The organism is Rhodosalinus sp. K401 (assembly GCF_041365735.1).
GTDB lineage: Bacteria > Pseudomonadota > Alphaproteobacteria > Rhodobacterales > Rhodobacteraceae > Rhodosalinus.
On the sequence record NZ_JBGFSI010000005.1, the window covers coordinates 114245 to 131631 of the forward strand.

Consider the following 17387-nt stretch of genomic DNA (forward strand, 5'->3'; position numbering starts at 1 on the left):
TCCCCAGAAGGCCGAGCGACCATGCCGATCAAGATCCCGTCCGACCTGCCCGCCTACGGCATCCTCTCGCGCGAGGGCGTCATGGTCATGTCGGAAGAGCTTGCGGCGCGGCAGGACATCCGGCCCCTGCGCATCGGGCTGCTCAACCTCATGCCGCAGAAGATCCAGACCGAGACCCAGTTCGCGCGGCTCATCGGGGCCACGCCGCTGCAGATCGAGCTCAGCCTGATCCGCATGACCGAGCACCAGACCAAGACGACCGCGCCCGAGCACATGGAAAGCTTCTACCGCCCCTTCGCCGAGGTCGAGGCGTCGGGCGAGAAGTTCGACGGCCTCGTCATCACCGGCGCGCCGATCGAGCATCTGCCCTTCGACGAGGTGACCTACATCGACGAGCTGCGCCGCGTCTTCGAGTGGACGCAGAGCCACGTCCACGCCACCTTCGGCGTGTGCTGGGGCGGCATGGCGATGATCCACCATTTCCACGGGGTCGAGAAGCACATGCTGCCCGAGAAGGCGTTCGGATGCTTCCGCCACCGCAACCTGGCCCCCGCCTCTCCCTACCTGCGCGGTTTTTCCGACGATCTGCTGATCCCGGTGAGCCGCTGGACGGAGATGCGCCAGGCCGAGATCGACGCCGCGCCGGGGCTGCGTACGCTGATCGCGAGCGACGAGGTGGGCCCCTGCCTTGTCGAGGATACCGCGCACCGGGCGCTCTACATCTTCAACCATCTCGAATACGACAGCGATACGCTGAAACAGGAATACGACCGCGACGCGGCGGCGGGGACCGACATCGCGGTGCCGGTGAACTATTATCCCGGCGACGACCCGACGCGCCCGCCCGCCAACCGCTGGCGCAGCCACGCGCACCTGCTCTACGGGAACTGGATCGCCGAGATCTACCTGACCACCCCCTTCGACCTTTCCGAGATCGGGCAAAGCGTCACCGATCTTCGGCGGGAGCGCGTGTGAGCCCCCTCGCCACCGGCCTGGTCGTCCTCGCGCTCGTCCTCGGCGGCGGCACGCTCGCGACCCTCGTCAAGGCGGCCCGGCACGAGGCCCGGACAGAGGCGACCTTCCCGCCCCAGGGCCGGATCGTGACGGTGGACGGCCACCCGGTACACGCCTACGTCTCGGGCGCGGGGCCGGATGTCGTGCTGATCCACGGGGCAAGCGGGAACCTGCGCGACTATACCTTCGACCTCGCCGGGCGGCTGTCTCGGCACTACCGGGTGATCGCGCTGGACCGTCCCGGCCTCGGCTACACCCCGCGCCTGCCCGGAGCGGAGCCGGCGAGCCTCGAGGCACAGGCACGCCTCCTCTCCGGTGCGGCGACGGCACTCGGCGCCGAGCGGCCTCTGGTGCTGGGCCATTCCTACGGCGGCGCCGTGGCGCTGGCCTGGGCGGTGCATGTGCCCGACCGCCTCTCCGCCCTGGTGCTTCTCGGTGCGGCCTCGAACCCGTGGGAGGCGGGTCTCAGCCTTTATTACCGCCTCGCCTCGCATCCCTGGCTCGGCCCCGTGACGGTGGCGCTTATCGCCGCCTGGGTCCCCGACCGGGTGGTGACCGACGCGGTGGCCGAGGTGTTCGAGCCGCAGCCCCCGCCGCGGGGATACGCCGCGCATTTCGGCCCGGGCCTTGCGCTGCGCCGCGCGACGCTGCGCGAGAACGCGCTTCAGCGCGCCGCGATCAAGGACGAGATCATCGGCATGGTCCCGCGCTACGACGCGATCACCGTTCCCACGGAGATCCTGCACGGCACCGCGGACCGGACCGTGGGTCTGCAAATCCATTCCGAACCGCTCGCCCGCCAGATCGCCCATGCCCGGCTGACGCGCCTTGCCGGGGTGGGCCACATGCCGCACCACGCCGAGCCCGAAGCCGTGATCGAGGCCGTGGACCGCGCCGCCGCCAGCGCCGGATTGCGCTGATCCACCCTGCCCGTCATGATCCCCCGAAAGGAGGGACGACCATGCCGCTGAGCCTGCCTTTCGACGAGGCCATCACCCGCTACTACGAAACCTCCGCGCCTTCAGAGATCCGCGCGGCGATCGCAAGGGGCCGCAAGGGCGATATCCTCGACCCCGACTACCCGCACGACAGCCGCATGGAGAAAAAGAGCTACAAGCGCCAGCTCGGCACGCTTCAGATCGAACTGGCCAAGCTGCAGGCCTGGGCCAAGGCGTCGGGCGCGCGCGTCGCCGTCGTTTTCGAGGGCCGCGACGCGGCCGGCAAGGGCGGCTCCATCAAGCGGTTCCGCGAAAACCTCAATCCGCGCGTCGCGCGCCTCGTGGCACTGCCAAAGCCGTCGGACCGCGAGGCCACGCAATGGTACTTCCAGCGTTACGTCGAACAGCTTCCCGCCGCGGGCGAGATCGTGCTCTTCGACAGGTCCTGGTACAATCGCGGCGTGGTCGAAAAGGTCATGGGCTTTTGCACCGAGGCCGAGCGCGAGACGTTCTTCCGCCAGGTGCCCGAGTTCGAGAAGCTTCTCGTGGACGAGGGTATCGTGCTCGTGAAGATCTGGCTCAACGTCGGCCGCGCGGAACAGCTGCGCCGCTTCCTCGCCCGCGAGGCCGATCCGCTGAAGCGGTGGAAGCTCTCGCGCATCGACGTGGAAGGGCTCTCCCTCTGGGACGCGTATACCGACGCCATCGCCGAGACCTTCGCGCGCTCCCATGCCTCGATCGCCCCTTGGGTGGTGATCCGCTCCGACGACAAGCGTCGCGCCCGGCTGGAGGCGATCCGCGCCGTGCTGGAGCGGCTCGACTATCCCGGACGCGACGATGCGGCGATCGGGACGGGCGATCCGAAGATACGCGGCGGACCGGAGCTCTGGCGTGGCTAAACGGGGTTACCACCACGGCAACCTTCGCCAGGCGCTGGTGGATGCCGCGCTGGAGCTGATCGAGGCGAAAGGACCCGAGGGGTTCACCCTCAGCGAAGCGGCGAAACAGGCCGGCGTGACGCCCGCCGCGGTCTACCGGCATTTCGAGGGCCGCGCGGATCTCATCGCAGAGGCGGCGCGGCAGGGCTACGAGATCTTCGCCGACGTGATGCAGCATGCCTATGACAGCGGCCAGCCCTCGGCGCTCGCCGCCTTCGAGGCGACGGGACGCGCGTATCTTGCCTTTGCGCGGAAGCATCCCGGTCACTACATCGCGATGTTCGAAAGCGGGGTCGGCGTGAACCGCACCCCCGAACTGGCCGCCGCGGCCGCGCGGGCCCGTGGCGTTCTGGAATGCGCGGCAGAGGATCTTTCGCGGCATATCCCGCCCGAGAAGCGCCCCCCCGCGGCGATGTTCTCCGCCCATGTCTGGGCGATGAGCCACGGCGTCGTCGAACTCTTCGCACGGCAGGCCCCGGGCCGCGCGTCGCCCTTTCCGCCCGAGGAATTGCTGGAAAGCGGGATCGGCATCTACCTTCGCGGCCTGGGCCTCATCCCGCCCGACGGGTGAGCGCCCCTGCGACGACCGTCCCGCCGGCGGGGATCGACCCGCCTCGATGGCGCCAGCCGGTTAATGCGGCGCGTCGGGCCGTTCCAACCGTCACGCGACCGCCGAAACGAGAAAGGGCCCCTCGCGGGGCCCTTTCCATCCGGTGCGATACGCCTCAGCGCTTGGAGAACTGGAAGCTCCGCCGCGCCTTGGCGCGGCCATATTTCTTGCGCTCCACCACGCGGCTGTCGCGGGTGAGAAAGCCCGCCGCCTTGAGCGGCCCGCGCAGGGCCGGGTCGTAGAACTGCAGCGCCTGCGAGATGCCGTGCTTCACCGCGCCAGCCTGGCCGGAAAGCCCGCCGCCCTTCACGGTGCACATCACGTCGAACTGGTCCTCGACGCCCGCCACCTGGAACGGCTGCCGCAGGATCATCTGCAGCACCGGCCGCGCGAAGTACTTGCTCATGTCCTTGCCGTTCACGCTGACCTTGCCGGAGCCCGGCTTGATCCACACGCGCGCCACGGCATCCTTGCGCTTGCCCGTCGCGTAGGACCGGCCCAGGTCGTCGCGGATCGCCTCGCGCGTCGGCGCGGGCGCTGCCACGGCGCTTTCGCCGCCGGTCACGGTCTCGAGGTCCTCGAGCGATTTGATTTCGTCCGCCATCACTTCGCCACCCGCGTGTTCTTGGAATTCATCGACTTCACGTCCAGCACCTCGGGCTGCTGCGCCTCGTGGGGATGCTGGGTTCCGGCGTAGACACGCAGGTTGGTCATCTGCTTCCGCGCAAGCCGGTTGCCGGGAAGCATCCGCTTGACCGCCAGCGTCACCACGCGCTCGGGATGGGCGCCGTCAAGGATCTGCGCCTTGGTGCGCGACTTGATCCCGCCGGGATAGCCGGTGTGCCAGAAGTGCTCTTCGGTGCGCTTCTTGCCGGTCAGCTGCACCTTGTCGGCGTTGATGACGATGACGTTGTCGCCGCAATCCATGTGCGGGGTGAAGGACGGCTTGTGCTTGCCGCGCAGCCGGGTGGCGACGATCGAGGCGAGGCGGCCGAGAACGACGCCCTCGGCGTCGATCACGATCCACTTCTTGTCGATCTCCGCCGGGGTGGCAGAGTAGGTTTTCATTCGGGTCGCCCTCAGGGTCTGGAACTGTTCGACGGCGGGACAGCGCCCGCCGCGTCTGAATGGCCGGGTTATACGCGCAGCGCGCGTGCAGTCAAGGCGCGCGCACCCCATTTAATTGATGCGTTTCAATAACTTGGAAAATAGGTATAAAGATACCCCATATTTCTGCCCGCCATCGCCTCACTCGGGCCGGCAGATCTCGCCGCGTCCGATCGCGCGCCCCGTGCGGACGAGCAGCCCTGCCACGAGCCCGCCGAGCAGCGCGAGCGCCGCCGCGCCGATCCAGCCATGGGCGGCGGAGTCCGCCAGCGCGCCATAGCGGAACGCCGCGATCGAGAACGCCGCGACCGGGAAGGACAGCGCCCAGAAGGAAAGCGCGAAGGACAGCCTGGCAAGCTGCGGCACCTGCACCGCGACCAGGGCGGCGAAGACGCAGGCGGCGTAGAAGAGGATCCGCGCGAACGCGTCGAGCCCGCCGGCAAGCTGGACATAGGCCAGGAACGCCACCGCGGGCGGCGCGATCAGGATCACGAGCGTCGGGAAAAGTCGCGCCGGAACCGGGTCGTGGAAGACGAGGCGGTTCATGACGAGCGTCAGCAGCACGCCCCAGAACACGAGCCCCGCCGAAAAGAACAGCCACGACAATTCCGCGTAGCCGAGCGGCACGCCGGCCACCGGCACGATCACGTTGCCCACCGCGGGAATGAACCACGCGGGCGTGAGGTGACCCACCTGGAAGGGGCGGTGGCCGATCCAGCCGGAGACCACGGCCAGCGTCAGGACCGCCTGCCCCGCCCCGCCCAGCCACCAGATCGTCCGCGCGGCGCCGGGGTGGTGCGGCAGAAGCGCCGTCGCCATCAGCAGCAGCGAAATCGAGACGGTGGGAAAGAAGGCCAGCTTGACCGGGTGCTGCCACTCCGCCGCGACCGCGCCGGGATGGCGCAGGATCTTGAGCGCGTAGATGGCGGCGATCGCCAGGAAGATCGCGATGCCCAGCCACATCGCGGCCTCCGACGCGCGGGCAAGGCCCGGCCAGAGCCCCGTGCCGGCATGGCAGGCGAGACTGAGGCCCATGATCCCCATGACGATCGCGAAAAACGTGATCGGGAAATGTTCGAGACGGTTGCCCGCCTGCTCCCCGGCCTGCCCTGCCTTGCCTGTCGTCATCATCCGCGCTCCCCGTGACCGTTTCGCATGCTGCCGCCCCTGCCTGCGCGCGGCGCGGTGTCGCTTCCATGACGCAGATCAACTGCGCTTGCCACGTTCATGCGGCGATGCGGCGATTGCCTGTTGCGCGACTCGCCAATCATTCCTAGGCGCGCGCTACAGATATCGGGACCGATCCCAACTCCGGGCCACCGGGGGGGCGCTAAGGGACCGCTGGATTCAATCTGCTGGCTAGAAGGGGAGCGCCATGAAGGACGCCAACCTCTTCCAACTGGGGATCGGTCTGGAGACAGGCGCCCAAGCGGAAGACACCGACACAGGCACCAATGTGCCTTTTATCCAAACACCCGCCCGGGATCTCTTCGACGAGACGCGCGAGGACCATTTCATCCGCCACGACGGCGTCGTCTTCGCGGGCACGCATCTCATCATCGAGGTGGTGAACGGCCATGGCCTCGACGACGAGGCGCGGATCGCGCAGGCGTTCCACGACTGCGTGGACCGCTGCGGCGCGACGCTGCTGCACATCCACACGCACAGGTTCAGCCCCCAGGGCGTGAGCGGCGTGGCGGTGCTGGCCGAAAGCCACATCAGCGTGCACACCTGGCCCGAGATCGGCTACGGCGCCTTCGACGTCTTCATGTGCGGCGACGCCCGGCCATGGCGCGCGGTCGATGTCCTGAAGGCGGCCTTCGCCACGTCGGACGTCCGCGTGAGGGAACTGCGCCGCGGCGAGGGCGTGGTGGCCGAGGCGGGCATCGCGGCATGACCGGCTGGATGCGCGAGACGCTGCACCGGGACCACGCGCAGGCCCTGCGCGTGGAGCGGCTGCTCTACGACAGCGAAACCGACCACCAGCGCCTGCAGGTCTTCGAGAACGCAACCTTCGGCCGCGTGCTGACGCTCGACGGGGTGGTGCAGACCACCGAGGCCGACAATTTCATCTACCACGAGATGCTGACGCATGTGCCGATCCTCGCCCATGGCGCGGCGCGGCGCGTGCTCATCGTGGGGGGCGGCGACGGCGGAATGGCGCGCGAGGTGCTCAAGCACCCGGGCATCGCCCGGCTGACCATGGTCGAGATCGACGCGGGCGTCGTGGCCTTCTCGAAGGAATACCTGCCGATGCTCTCCGCCGGGGCCTTCGACGACCCGCGGCTCGAGCTGGTGATCGCCGACGGCGCGGAGTTCATGCGCGCGGACGGCCCGGATTACGACGTCATCATCATCGACTCGACGGATCCCGTGGGACCCGGCGAGGTGCTTTTCACCGACAGCTTCTACGGCCACGCCAAGCGGCGCCTGGCGGAGGGCGGCATCCTCGTCACCCAGAACGGCGTGCCCTTCCTGCAACCGGACGAGTTGATCGGCACGATGGGCGCCTTCCGGGCGCTCTTCGCCGACCCGGCCTGCTACCTCGCCACGATCCCGACCTATGCCGGCGGCCCCATGGCCTTCGGCTGGGGCAGCGACGGGGACGCGCGCGCCACGCCGCTCGACGTGCTCGAGGGGCGCTTCGCCGAGAGCGGGATCGCGACGGACTACTACACGCCCAAGGTGCACAAGGCGGCCTTCGCCCTGCCGGGCTACGTCCGGCGCCTGCTGGCCTGAGCCCGACGCCGGGCGCGCGCCCCCGCCCCCGCTTCTTCTTGGCCCAAATACTCTCGGGGGGTGAGCCCCGCGAGGGGCGAGGGGGGCCGACGGCCCCCCTACCCCGCGGCGCGCCCCTGTCGCGGCGGGATCGAGTAGGTCATGCTCGCGCGCGCCACGGGCTCTTCCGCGCCTTCCGAGAACAGCAGCACGTCGCCCACCGCCAGCGTGCGCCCCAGCTTCAGCAGGCGGCAGCGCGCGATCATGTCGCGCCCGGCCGCGGGCTTGCGCATGAAATCCATCGAACAGCCGGTGGTGACCGCCAGCGCCTCCGGCCCGATCATCGCCAGAAGCGCGAGGTAGACCGACACGTCGGCCAGCGCGAACATCGAGGGCCCCGAGACGGTGCCGCCGGGGCGCAGATGCCGCTCGGCCACGGCGAGGCGGACGTCGATCTCGCGTTCGCCCACCCGCTCGATCACGAACTCCTCCGCCACCTGCGGGAACTCGCGGCGCAAAAACTGCGTGAGCGCGCCCGCGTCCATCTTGACCGCCATGCTTTCCTCCTGCCCCTTTGGCGCATAGAGTTCCCGCGAAGAGGCGAGGAGGACAAGATGGCACTTCTGGATCGTACCGACCGTGACGCCGTCGCGCATCTGACGATGAACGCGCCCGAACGGCTGAACGCGCTGTCCGACGCGATGCTGGCCGCCCTTCAGGCGGAGTTCGACGCGCTGAAGGAGGATCGTGGCGTGCGCGCGGTGGTGCTTTCGGGCGCGGGCAAGGCCTTCTGCGCGGGTCACGACCTGAAGGAGATGCAGGCCGGCCGCCAGTCCGAGGATGGCGGCGCGGGCTATTTCGGCGATCTCTTCGAGCGGTGCGGCCGCATGATGCAGACGATTCGCGACGTGCCCCAGCCGGTGATCGCGCAGGTCCACGGCATCGCCACCGCCGCGGGCTGCCAGCTCGTCGCGTCCTGCGACATGGCCGTGGCGGCCGAAGGCACGCGCTTCGGCGTGAACGGGGTGAATATCGGGCTCTTCTGCTCGACGCCGATGGTGGCTCTCACGCGGAACGTGCCGCTGAAACACGCCTTCGAGATGCTGGTGACCGGCGAGTTCGTGGACGCCACCCGTGCCCGGGAACTCGGCCTCGTCAACCGCGTCGTGCCGCAGGACTCGCTCGCCGAGGAGACGGCCGCGCTCGCCGGGACCGTGGCGGCCAAGCTCGGCACCGCGGTCAAGATCGGCAAGCGCGGCTTCTACGCGCAGTCCGAGATGCCGCTCGACGAGGCCTACGCCTTCACCGGCGCGGCGATGGTGGAGAACATGCTCGACCGCGATACCGACGAGGGGATCAACGCCTTCCTGCAAAAGCGCGCGCCGGACTGGGCGCAGTAAACGATCCGCGCCCCGTGACATCGCGCGCCCGAGCGCCTAGATCGATGCCCATGACCGAGACGCTTCACATCATCGGCGGCGGCATGGCCGGATCAGAGGCCGCCTGGCAAGCCGCAAGCATGGGCGTTCCCGTGGTGATCCACGAGATGCGCCCCGAGACCGGCACATTCGCGCACCGCACGGCTCACTTGGCAGAGATGGTGTGCTCGAATTCCTTCCGCTCCGACGATGACGAGCAGAACGCCGTGGGGCTTCTCCACTGGGAGATGCGCGAGGCGGGCGGTCTCGTCATGGCGATGGCCGACCGCCACCGCCTGCCCGCGGGCGGCGCGCTCGCCGTGGATCGCGATGCCTTTGCAAGGGACGTGACGGCGACCCTCGCCGCGCACCCCAATGTCACGCTCGCCACGGGCGAGATCACGGAACTGCCGCCCGTGGGCCGCTGGATCGTGGCGACCGGGCCGCTGACGTCCTCCGCGCTCGGCCAATCGATCGCGCGGATCACGGGGGCGGACGCGCTGGCCTTCTTCGACGCGATCGCGCCCATCGTGCATGCCGATTCGGTGGACATGTCGGTGGCTTGGCGGCAATCCCGCTACGACAAGGGCGAGACCGAAGAGGAGCGGCAGGCCTATCTCAACTGCCCGATGGACCGCGAGCGCTACGAGGCGTTCATCGACGCGCTCGTCGCCGCGGACAAGACCGAGTTCCACGAAGGCGAGACGGCGGGCTATTTCGACGGCTGCCTGCCCATCGAGGTGATGGCCGAGCGCGGGCGCGAAACGCTGCGCCACGGGCCGATGAAACCCGTGGGGCTGACCAACCCGCACAAGCCCGAAAAGAAGCCCTGGGCGGTGGTCCAGCTGCGCCGCGACAATGCGCTCGGCACGCTCTACAACATGGTGGGCTTCCAGACGAAGATGAAGTACGGCGCGCAAACCGATGTATTCCGCTTGATTCCAGGGCTGGAAAACGCCCGCTTCGCGCGTCTCGGCGGCATCCACCGCAACACCTTCCTGAACGCGCCCACGCTGCTTGACGCGGAACTGCGCCTGCGTGCGCGGCCCCACATCCGCTTCGCGGGCCAGATCACCGGGGTGGAGGGCTACGTCGAATCCGCGGCCATGGGGCTTTTCGCGGGGAAGCTCGCCGCTGCGGAAATCCTGGGCCGCCGGCTGCCCCCCGCGCCGCCCGACAGCGCCGTGGGCGCGCTCGTGCACCACATCACCGGGGGTGCGGAAGCGAAAAGCTTCCAGCCGATGAACGTGAATTTCGGGCTCTTCCGGCCTCTCGACGGCGTGAAGGGCGGACGTCGCGGGCGCCGCGACCGCTACAAGGCCTACACGGACCGCGCCAAGGCGGCCTGGACTGCCTGGCTGACCCAGACGGCGCTGGACGCGGCCTGATCGCGCAGGTTACCCTTGGGCCATGCCCGAAAAGTTTCTCGACAAGGTCTACGACGTTTCCGGCATGGAAGAGACCCGCGCCCTCTACGACAACTGGGCCGCGAGTTACGATACCGAGCTGGGCTCGGCCGGCTACGCCACGCCCGCCCGCACCGCAAAGGCGCTCGCCGCGCATATGGGCGACCGCTCCGCGCCGGTGCTCGATTTCGGCTGCGGCACGGGGCTGTCGGGCGCGGCGCTCCGGGCGGCGGGCCTCACGACGATCGACGGCGTGGACGTCTCCGACGAGATGCTGGCCGAGGCGCAAGAGAAAGGCGCCTACAGGTGCCTCGACCGCATCGGATTCGACGACGACCTGTCGGACCGCCGCGGCCGCTACGCTGCCGTGGCGGCCATCGGGGTGATCGGGGCGGGCGCGGCGCCGCTGGCGGTCTTCGATCGGCTGATGGCGCTGCTCGAGCCCGGGGGACTCTTCGCGTTTTCCTTCAACGATCACACGCTCGAGAATCGGTCCTACGAAGCCCATGTCTCCGAGTGGACGGACACGGGCGCAGCGCGGCTTCTGGTCAGCGACTACGGCCCGCACCTGCCGGCGCGCGATCTCAACTCCCGCGTCTATGTGCTTGAACGAAAGTGAGCTTTCGGACCCGTTTCGCCCCATCGCCGACAGGCCCGCTGCATCTCGGCCACGCCTATTCCGCGCTGCTGGCCCATGATCGTGCGCGCGCGGCGGGCGGCGCCTTCCTGCTGCGCCTCGACGACATCGACCAGGCCCGCGCCCGCGCGCACTGGGCCCGCCAGATCGAGGACGATCTCGGCTGGCTCGGCATCACGTGGGACGCGCCCGTGCTGCGCCAGTCCGACCGCATCCCGCGCTACCGCGCGGCGCTTGGCGATCTCTGGGCGCGCGGGCTTCTCTACCCCTGCACCTGCACCCGGCGCGACATCGAGGCCGCGGCCGCCGCACCGCAGGAGGGCGCGCCGCTCCTCGGGCCGGACGGGCGGGTCTATCCGGGCACCTGCCGAGCCGACGCGCCGCGCGCGGGGCCGCTGCCCGAAGGCCCGGCGCTGCGCCTCGACATGGCGCGCGCGCTCGACCTCGCCGGTGTCGCGGCGCGCCCGCTCGGCTTCGAGGAAACGGGCCTTGCGGAGCCGCCTTCCCTCGACCCCGAGAATCTGATCGCGGGCATCGGCGACGTGGCGCTCGCGCGCCGGGACATGGGCGCGTCCTATCACCTCTCGGTCGTGCTCGACGACGCGGACCAGGCGATCACCCATGTTATCCGCGGCGCGGACCTCGCCCCCGCGACGGCGATCCACGTGCTCCTCCAGCGGCTTCTCGGGCTGCCCACGCCGGTCTACCATCACCACCGCCTGATCCGCGACGAGGCGGGCCACCGCCTCGCCAAGCGCGACGACGCGCGCGCCATCGCGACCTACCGCGCCGACGGCCGCAGCCCCGCGGACATTCGCATGATGGTCGGCCTGCAACCGTCTGATCTTGTTGGTGGAAAGACGCCCGTGAGCTGAGCGCCCTCAGCCTTGCGGCGTCAGGATCTCGACCTCGTCCCCGTCGCGCACTGCCGTGTAGAAGCAGCTTCGCCGCCCCGTGTGGCAGGCCGGCCCCGTCTGGTTCACCAGAAGCAGCAGGCAGTCACGGTCGCAATCCACCCGCATCTCCACCAATTCCTGCACATGGCCCGAGGTCGCGCCCTTCTCCCAGAATTCTCCGCGGGAGCGCGACCAGTAGGTGACGCGCCCCGTCTCGAGCGTGCGGGCGACCGCCTCCGCGGTCATCCAGGCCAGCATCAGCACCTCGCCGGTCCGCGCCTCCTGCGCGATGGCGGGAACGAGGCCGGCCTCGTTGTAGCGAAGCGTCGCGGGATCGAAGGGCATGGCGCAAATCCTTTGCATCTCTGGCGCGGGGACCTAATTATTTCCGAAAGCGCCGAAGAGGAAGGCCATGGCTGGCGACGACGACCTGATGAAGCTTTATTCTGGGCGCATTCTCGCGCTCGCAGCGGATATTCCGCACCGGGGGCGGCTCGATCACCCGGACGCGAGCGTCAGGAAACGGTCGCCGCTCTGTGGCTCCACGGTGACGGTGGACCTGACCATGACCGACGGGCGCGTCTCCGATTTCGGTCAGGACGTGAAGGCCTGCGCGCTCGGCCAGGCGGCGGCGGCCGTGCTGGGCGCGGCGGTGATCGGACGCAGCCGGCCGGAGCTTGAGGCCGCGCGCGACGCGCTCCGGACCATGCTGAAATCCGACGGTCCCGTGCCGGACGCGCCCTTCGACGGGTTCGAGGTGCTGCGCCCCGCCCGCGACTACAAGAACCGCCACGCCTCGATCCTTCTCGCGATCGAGGCCGCGGCCGAGGCGGCGGCGCAGGCCGAAGCGGCCCACTGCGCCTGAGCGCGCAGGCGACCCCCTATAAAAAACCGCCGCGCTTCCATGAGGAAGGCGGCGGTGAAGTGCAGTCCGCGTGCTTGGGGACAGGTCAGGCTCTGGCCGGAAGAGTGCGTCTCTTCCGCGACTGGATTTAGTCGGCAGGCGCGCGTTTTGGGGACAGGATGCGCAGGGAGCCTTTCATTCGCGGACCGCGAGGCAGATCAGACGAGCCCCGGCAGGTGCAGCGCGCCGACAAGAATGACGGCGAGCGCGACGACACCGGCCATGTCCTCGACGACGGCCGCCGGCTGGCGGCGAAGAATGTCGGCGATCTGGGTCATCATGGCGGTGCCTCCTGCATGGCTTCGTTGACCCTTTGTTCTCACACCCCACCCGCCTTGTAAAGAACTTTTTAGGAACATTCGCGAACATTCCGGTCGCGGCCATCAGCCCACGGAGATCAGGCGAATCGCTTCGTCCTGCCCCATCAGCCACAGAAGCGTCCGCGCCGCCTGGCCCCGCGCCGTCTCCAGCGTCGGGTCGTCGGCCAGCAGGCGCCTTGCGTCGGACTGGGCGATCGCCATCAGCGCGGCCTGCCGCTCCACCTCCGCCACGCGAAACCGCGGCAGGCCGGATTGCGCCGTCCCGATAAGGTCGCCCGCCCCGCGCATCTCGAGGTCCACCTCGGCGATCCGGAAGCCGTCCTCGGTGTCGCGCAGCGTGGTGAGCCGCCGCGCCGCGGAGTCCGAAAGCGGCGCCTGGTAGAGCAGAAGGCAGGTCGAGGCCCCGCTGCCCCGCCCCACCCGGCCGCGCAGCTGGTGAAGCTGGGCAAGACCGAAGATCTCCGCGCGCTCGATCACCATGATCGTGGCGTTGGGCACGTTCACGCCCACCTCGATCACGGTGGTGGCGACCAGCACCTTCGTCTCGCCCGACTGGAACCGCGCCATCGCCGCGTCCTTGTCCTCGGGCGGCATCTGCCCGTGGACGAGGCCCACCACCCCCTCGCCGAGCGCGGCGCGGAGCCGGCGGAACCGGTCCTCGGCGGCGATGAGGTCCACCGCCTCGCTCTCTTCAACCAACGGGCAGACCCAGTAGGCCTGCCGCCCCTCGGCCACGGCGCGGCGCAGATGGTCCACCACCTCCTCGCCCCGCGCGGTGGAAACCATGGCGGTGCGGATCGGCTGGCGGCCCGGCGGCTTCTCGTCAAGCAGCGAGATGTCCATGTCGCCGTACTGCGCCAGCGACAGGCTGCGCGGGATCGGCGTCGCGGTCATCACCAGAACATCGGCCCGCGCGCCCTTGCGGCCAAGCTCCAGCCGCTGGCGTACGCCGAAGCGGTGCTGCTCGTCCACGATCGCGAGCCGCAGGTCGTGGAACGCCACATCCTTCTGGAAAACGGCGTGGGTGCCCACCAGCACGTCGATCCCGCCCTCGGCGAGTGCGACGAGCTTCGCCTGGCGTGTCGCGCCCTTGTCCCGCCCGGTGAGGATCTCCAGCCGCACACCCGCCACCTCGGCGAGCGGGCGCAGCCCCTCGAGGTGCTGGCGGGCGAGGATCTCGGTCGGCGCCATCATCACGCCCTGCCCGCCCGCCTCCACCGCGATCAGCAGGGCGAGGAAGGCCACCAGCGTCTTGCCCGCGCCCACGTCGCCCTGGAGAAGCCGGTTCATCCGCCGCGGCGCGCGCATGTCGGCGGCGATCTCCTCGACCGCGCGGGTCTGGGCCGCGGTCGGGCGAAACTCCAGGTTTTCCAGAACCTTCGCCTGCAAGGCTCCGGTGCCGTGGGTCTCCCGCCCCTTGCCGCGCCGCAGCCGCGCCCGGGCCAGCGCGAGGGTCAGCTGATGGGCCATGAACTCGTCATAGGCGAGCCGCTCGCGCGCGGGCGCGGTGGCCGCGAGATCCACCTGCCCCTCGGGCGCGTGGGCGGCGGCGAGCGCGTCGCGCCAGCCGGGCCAGGCCGCGCGCGCCTTCTGCACCGGGTCGATCCATTCGGGCAGGTCCGGCGCGCGGGCGAGCGCGGCCCGCACGGCGCGCGCCATCGTCTTCTGCGTCACCCCGGCGGTGAGCGGATAGACCGGCTCGAACTCCGGCATCTCGCCCGCCTCCTCGGGCGGCAGGATGTGGTCGGGGTGGACCATCTGCGCGATGCCGTCGAACAATTCCACCTTGCCGGAGACGATCCGGCGGCTTCCGGGCGGAAGGACGCGTTGCAGGTAATCCGGCCGGGCGTGGAAGAAGACGAGCTGAAAGCCCGTCGCCGCGTCCTCGACCTGCACGCGGTAGGCGCCCGAGCGCTGGCGCGGCGCGCGATGCGTGCCCACCGTCACCTCGACCGTCAGAACCGCGGGCAGTTCCGCGCCATGCACCGTGTCGCGGCGGCGCCGGTCGATCACCGAATGCGGCAGCGCGAAGAGCAGGTCGCGGGGCCGCTCCACCCCCATCTGCGCCAGGGCCCGGGCGGTCTTGGGGCCGACCCCGTCCAGCGACTCGAGCTCTGCGAAAAGCGGGAAGAGCGGCTCCGGCCGCGTGCTCATGCGGCGCCGATCAGCTTCAGCCAATCGTCCTCGTCGATGATCTCGACGCCGAGCTCGGTAGCCTTCTTCGCCTTGGAGCCCGCGCCCGGGCCTGCGACCAGAAGATCGGTCTTTGCCGAGACCGAGCCCGACACCCTGGCGCCCAGGCTTTCCGCCCGCGCCTTGGCCTCGGCGCGGGTCATCTTCTCCAGCTTGCCGGTGAAGACGACGGTCTTGCCCGCGACCGGGCTGCCCTCGGTGTCGGGCTGCTCCGCCTCCAGCACGGTCAGTTCCCCGGCCAGCCGGTCGATCGAGGCGCGCTCGGCATCCTGGGTCACCGAGGTGACGAGCGAGCGGGCGAGCACCGCGCCCACCCCGTCGATGGACAGCAGATCGTCCCAGGCCGGGCCGGCCTGGTCCGTCGCCGCGTCCATGGCCGCAAGGAACGCCTCCCAGCGGCCATAGTGGCGCGCCAGAAGCTGTGCCGCCGTCTCGCCGACATGCCGGATGCCCAACGCGAAAATCATGCGTTCGATGGGAATTTCACGACGCTCTTCAATGGCATCAAAGAGATTTCTCACGCTCTTTTCGCCCCAGCCGAGTTGCTCGGAGAGGGGCGTGCGGCTGCGGCGCTCGAAGGTCCGTGCGACCTCCTCGCGGTCGAATCCCTCGAGCCCCAGCGCATCGGCGAGGCGCTCCCGCGCTTCGCCGCGCTCTTCGTCGTGAAGGCCCGCGAGAACCTCTTGCGGCGCCACCAGCGCCTTCTCGCCCGCCGCGTCGCGCGCGGCGAGGGTGAAGATGTCCGCGGGCTCGCGGATCCAGCCCAGGAGGTAGAACTGCTCCACCTGCTTCGCGCCCAGCCCCTCGATATCGAAGGCCGCGCGCGAGACGAAATGCTTCAGCTTCTCGATGGCCTGCGCGGGGCAGATCAGCCCGCCCGTGCAGCGGCGCACCGAATCCCCCTCCTCCCGGATCGCGTCCGAGCCGCATTCGGGGCAGCTCGTCGGGAAGACATAGGCGGTGGCGCCCTCCGGCCGGCGCGAGAGATCCACGTCCGCCAGTTTCGGGATCACGTCGCCGGCGCGGTAGACCTGCACCCAGTCGCCCACGCGAATGTCCTTTCCGTCGCGGATCGGGTTGCCCTGCGAATCGCGCCCCGCGATGTAATCCTCGTTGTGCAGCGTCGCGTTTGACACGACGACCCCGCCCACCGTGACCGGGACCAGCCGCGCCACGGGCGAAAGCGCGCCGGTGCGGCCCACCTGGATGTCGATCGCCTCGAGCTGCGTCCAGGCGAGTTCGGCGGGAAACTTGTGGGCGATGGCCCAGCGGGGCGTGGTGGACCGGAAGCCGAGCCGCTCTTGCAGCGCAAGGTCGTTCACCTTGTAGACGACGCCGTCGATGTCATAGCCAAGCGCGGCGCGGCGCCGTTCGACCTCGCGGTAGCGGGCAAGCATCTCGCCGGGTCCGTCGCAGAGCGCGGTGAGCGGGTTCGTCGGGAAGCCAAGCGCCGAGAGACGCTCGATCGCGCCCATCTGCGTCTCGGCGAGCGGCGCCGAGAGCGCGCCCCAGCCATAGGCGAAGAAGCGGAGCGGGCGGCCGGCGGTGACGGAAGGGTCAAGCTGGCGCAGGCTGCCCGCCGCGGCGTTCCGCGGATTGGCGAAGCGTTTCTGGCCCGCCGCTTCCTGGCGCGCGTTCAACGCCTCGAAATCGGCATGCGCCATGTAGACCTCGCCGCGCACCTCGAGGAGATCGGGGCCGCCCTCCAGCCTTTCGGGGATCTCGCCGATGGTGCGGACGTTGCGGGTCACGTCCTCCCCCTCGGTGCCGTCACCGCGCGTCGCCGCCTGCACGAGCCCCCCGGCCTCGTAGCGCAGCGAAAGGCTCAGCCCATCGATCTTGGGCTCGGCGGTGTAGGCCAGCGGCGCGTCGGCGGCGAGCCCCAGATAGCGCCGGATGCGGGCGTCGAACTCGGTGATTTCCTCGTCGTCGAAGGCATTCGCGAGCGAAAGCATCCGCACCGAATGAACGACCTTGGCGAAGCCTTCGGTGGGGGGCGCGCCCACCCGCTCGCTGGGGCTGTCGGGGCGCTTGAGGTCGGGAAAACGCGCCTCGATCCGGGCGTTGCGCCGCTTGAGCGCGTCGTAGTCGGCGTCACTGATCTCGGGAGCGTCGTCGCGGTGATAGGCCGCATCCGCCCACGCGATCGCCTGCGCAAGGCGCTGGAGTTCGGTCGCGGCCTCGTCCCGGCTCAGCGCCTCGACCGGCGTCGCTTCAGGGTCTTTCGGGGCCACCCGCGCCTCCCGACTGCAATCCGGGAGAAGTGATAGGCGCGCAGGCCCGCGCGG

The 17387-nt window shown here is 69.7% G+C and carries 19 protein-coding genes; 11 read left to right on the plus strand and 8 right to left on the minus strand.

The window, feature by feature from the left end; all coding sequences use genetic code 11:
• Nucleotides 1-21 precede the first annotated feature (21 nt).
• Genes metA through AB6A66_RS08035 form a run of 4 tightly spaced genes read left to right on the plus strand, consistent with a single transcriptional unit; the run spans nucleotide 22 to nucleotide 3461 of the window.
• The gene (metA, locus tag AB6A66_RS08020; RefSeq protein WP_371055476.1) at nucleotides 22-975 is read left to right on the plus strand and encodes a homoserine O-succinyltransferase; all 954 of its coding nucleotides are present in this window, start codon (nucleotides 22-24) and stop codon (nucleotides 973-975) included.
• Nucleotides 972-1934 (plus strand): alpha/beta fold hydrolase, encoded by a 963-nt coding sequence (locus AB6A66_RS08025; RefSeq protein WP_371055477.1) that lies wholly within the window; start codon nucleotides 972-974, stop codon nucleotides 1932-1934. Before metA ends, AB6A66_RS08025 begins: the two co-directional genes overlap by 4 nt.
• A 47-nt stretch (nucleotides 1935-1981) precedes the next feature.
• Nucleotides 1982-2851, plus strand: coding sequence for a polyphosphate kinase 2 (gene ppk2, locus AB6A66_RS08030; RefSeq protein ID WP_371055531.1), 870 nt, complete (start codon nucleotides 1982-1984; stop codon nucleotides 2849-2851).
• Nucleotides 2844-3461, plus strand: a complete 618-nt coding sequence (locus AB6A66_RS08035; RefSeq protein WP_371055478.1) for a TetR/AcrR family transcriptional regulator — start codon at nucleotides 2844-2846, stop codon at nucleotides 3459-3461. The genes ppk2 and AB6A66_RS08035 overlap by 8 nt, the downstream gene beginning before the upstream one ends.
• Before the next feature lie 154 nt (nucleotides 3462-3615).
• On the opposite strand, the gene rpsI is transcribed toward AB6A66_RS08035, so the two are convergent.
• From rpsI to AB6A66_RS08050, 3 genes are all read right to left on the minus strand, one after another.
• Complete coding sequence (rpsI, locus tag AB6A66_RS08040) at nucleotides 3616-4104, minus strand: 30S ribosomal protein S9 (RefSeq protein ID WP_371055479.1); 489 nt, start codon at nucleotides 4102-4104, stop codon at nucleotides 3616-3618.
• On the minus strand, nucleotides 4104-4568 hold the full coding sequence (gene rplM / locus AB6A66_RS08045) for a 50S ribosomal protein L13 (protein ID WP_371038948.1): 465 nt from the start codon (nucleotides 4566-4568) through the stop codon (nucleotides 4104-4106). The genes rpsI and rplM overlap by 1 nt, the downstream gene beginning before the upstream one ends.
• Nucleotides 4569-4748: 180 nt before the next feature.
• Nucleotides 4749-5735, minus strand: coding sequence for an SLAC1 anion channel family protein (locus AB6A66_RS08050; protein ID WP_371055480.1), 987 nt, complete (start codon nucleotides 5733-5735; stop codon nucleotides 4749-4751).
• Between the two features lie 247 nt (nucleotides 5736-5982).
• On the opposite strand from AB6A66_RS08050, the gene speD reads away from it, so the two are divergent.
• Both speD and speE read left to right on the plus strand, forming a co-directional pair.
• Nucleotides 5983-6504 (plus strand): adenosylmethionine decarboxylase, encoded by a 522-nt coding sequence (gene speD, locus AB6A66_RS08055; RefSeq protein ID WP_371055481.1) that lies wholly within the window; start codon nucleotides 5983-5985, stop codon nucleotides 6502-6504.
• Nucleotides 6501-7346: a polyamine aminopropyltransferase gene (gene speE, locus AB6A66_RS08060; RefSeq protein ID WP_371055482.1), complete on the plus strand. Its 846-nt coding sequence runs from the start codon at nucleotides 6501-6503 to the stop codon at nucleotides 7344-7346. The genes speD and speE overlap by 4 nt, the downstream gene beginning before the upstream one ends.
• Nucleotides 7347-7444: 98 nt before the next feature.
• Here speE and AB6A66_RS08065 read toward each other — a convergent pair whose 3' ends face one another.
• Nucleotides 7445-7882: a PaaI family thioesterase gene (locus AB6A66_RS08065; protein WP_371038952.1), complete on the minus strand. Its 438-nt coding sequence runs from the start codon at nucleotides 7880-7882 to the stop codon at nucleotides 7445-7447.
• 57 nt (nucleotides 7883-7939) lie between these two features.
• Here AB6A66_RS08065 and AB6A66_RS08070 point away from each other — a divergent pair, with 57 nt between their 5' ends.
• Genes AB6A66_RS08070 through gluQRS form a run of 4 tightly spaced genes read left to right on the plus strand, consistent with a single transcriptional unit; the run spans nucleotide 7940 to nucleotide 11661 of the window.
• Nucleotides 7940-8725: an enoyl-CoA hydratase gene (locus AB6A66_RS08070; RefSeq protein ID WP_371038953.1), complete on the plus strand. Its 786-nt coding sequence runs from the start codon at nucleotides 7940-7942 to the stop codon at nucleotides 8723-8725.
• A gap of 50 nt (nucleotides 8726-8775) precedes the next feature.
• The gene (gene trmFO / locus AB6A66_RS08075) at nucleotides 8776-10131 is read left to right on the plus strand and encodes a methylenetetrahydrofolate--tRNA-(uracil(54)-C(5))-methyltransferase (FADH(2)-oxidizing) TrmFO (protein ID WP_371055483.1); all 1356 of its coding nucleotides are present in this window, start codon (nucleotides 8776-8778) and stop codon (nucleotides 10129-10131) included.
• Nucleotides 10132-10153: 22 nt separating this feature from the next.
• The gene (locus tag AB6A66_RS08080) at nucleotides 10154-10768 is read left to right on the plus strand and encodes a class I SAM-dependent methyltransferase (protein WP_371055484.1); all 615 of its coding nucleotides are present in this window, start codon (nucleotides 10154-10156) and stop codon (nucleotides 10766-10768) included.
• Nucleotides 10765-11661, plus strand: a complete 897-nt coding sequence (gene gluQRS / locus AB6A66_RS08085; RefSeq protein WP_371038956.1) for a tRNA glutamyl-Q(34) synthetase GluQRS — start codon at nucleotides 10765-10767, stop codon at nucleotides 11659-11661. Before AB6A66_RS08080 ends, gluQRS begins: the two co-directional genes overlap by 4 nt.
• Nucleotides 11662-11667: 6 nt before the next feature.
• Here gluQRS and hisI read toward each other — a convergent pair whose 3' ends face one another.
• A complete protein-coding gene (hisI, locus tag AB6A66_RS08090) occupies nucleotides 11668-12027 on the minus strand; it encodes a phosphoribosyl-AMP cyclohydrolase (protein WP_371038957.1) in 360 nt (119 codons plus the stop codon).
• Between the two features lie 67 nt (nucleotides 12028-12094).
• On the opposite strand from hisI, the gene AB6A66_RS08095 reads away from it, so the two are divergent.
• Nucleotides 12095-12547: an iron-sulfur cluster assembly scaffold protein gene (locus AB6A66_RS08095; RefSeq protein WP_371038958.1), complete on the plus strand. Its 453-nt coding sequence runs from the start codon at nucleotides 12095-12097 to the stop codon at nucleotides 12545-12547.
• Nucleotides 12548-12744: 197 nt separating this feature from the next.
• Here the strand turns inward: AB6A66_RS08095 and AB6A66_RS08100 are convergent, their stop codons facing one another.
• The 3 genes from AB6A66_RS08100 to ligA all read right to left on the minus strand — a co-directional run bounded on the left by AB6A66_RS08100 (nucleotide 12745) and on the right by ligA (nucleotide 17333).
• The gene (locus tag AB6A66_RS08100) at nucleotides 12745-12867 is read right to left on the minus strand and encodes a hypothetical protein (RefSeq protein ID WP_371038959.1); all 123 of its coding nucleotides are present in this window, start codon (nucleotides 12865-12867) and stop codon (nucleotides 12745-12747) included.
• Nucleotides 12868-12969: 102 nt separating this feature from the next.
• Nucleotides 12970-15060 carry an ATP-dependent DNA helicase RecG gene (recG, locus tag AB6A66_RS08105; RefSeq protein ID WP_371055485.1) on the minus strand — a complete coding sequence of 697 codons (2091 nt, stop codon included), beginning with the start codon at nucleotides 15058-15060 and terminating at the stop codon, nucleotides 12970-12972.
• Complete coding sequence (ligA, locus tag AB6A66_RS08110; RefSeq protein ID WP_371055486.1) at nucleotides 15057-17333, minus strand: NAD-dependent DNA ligase LigA; 2277 nt, start codon at nucleotides 17331-17333, stop codon at nucleotides 15057-15059. Before ligA ends, recG begins: the two co-directional genes overlap by 4 nt.
• Nucleotides 17334-17387: the final 54 nt, after the last annotated feature.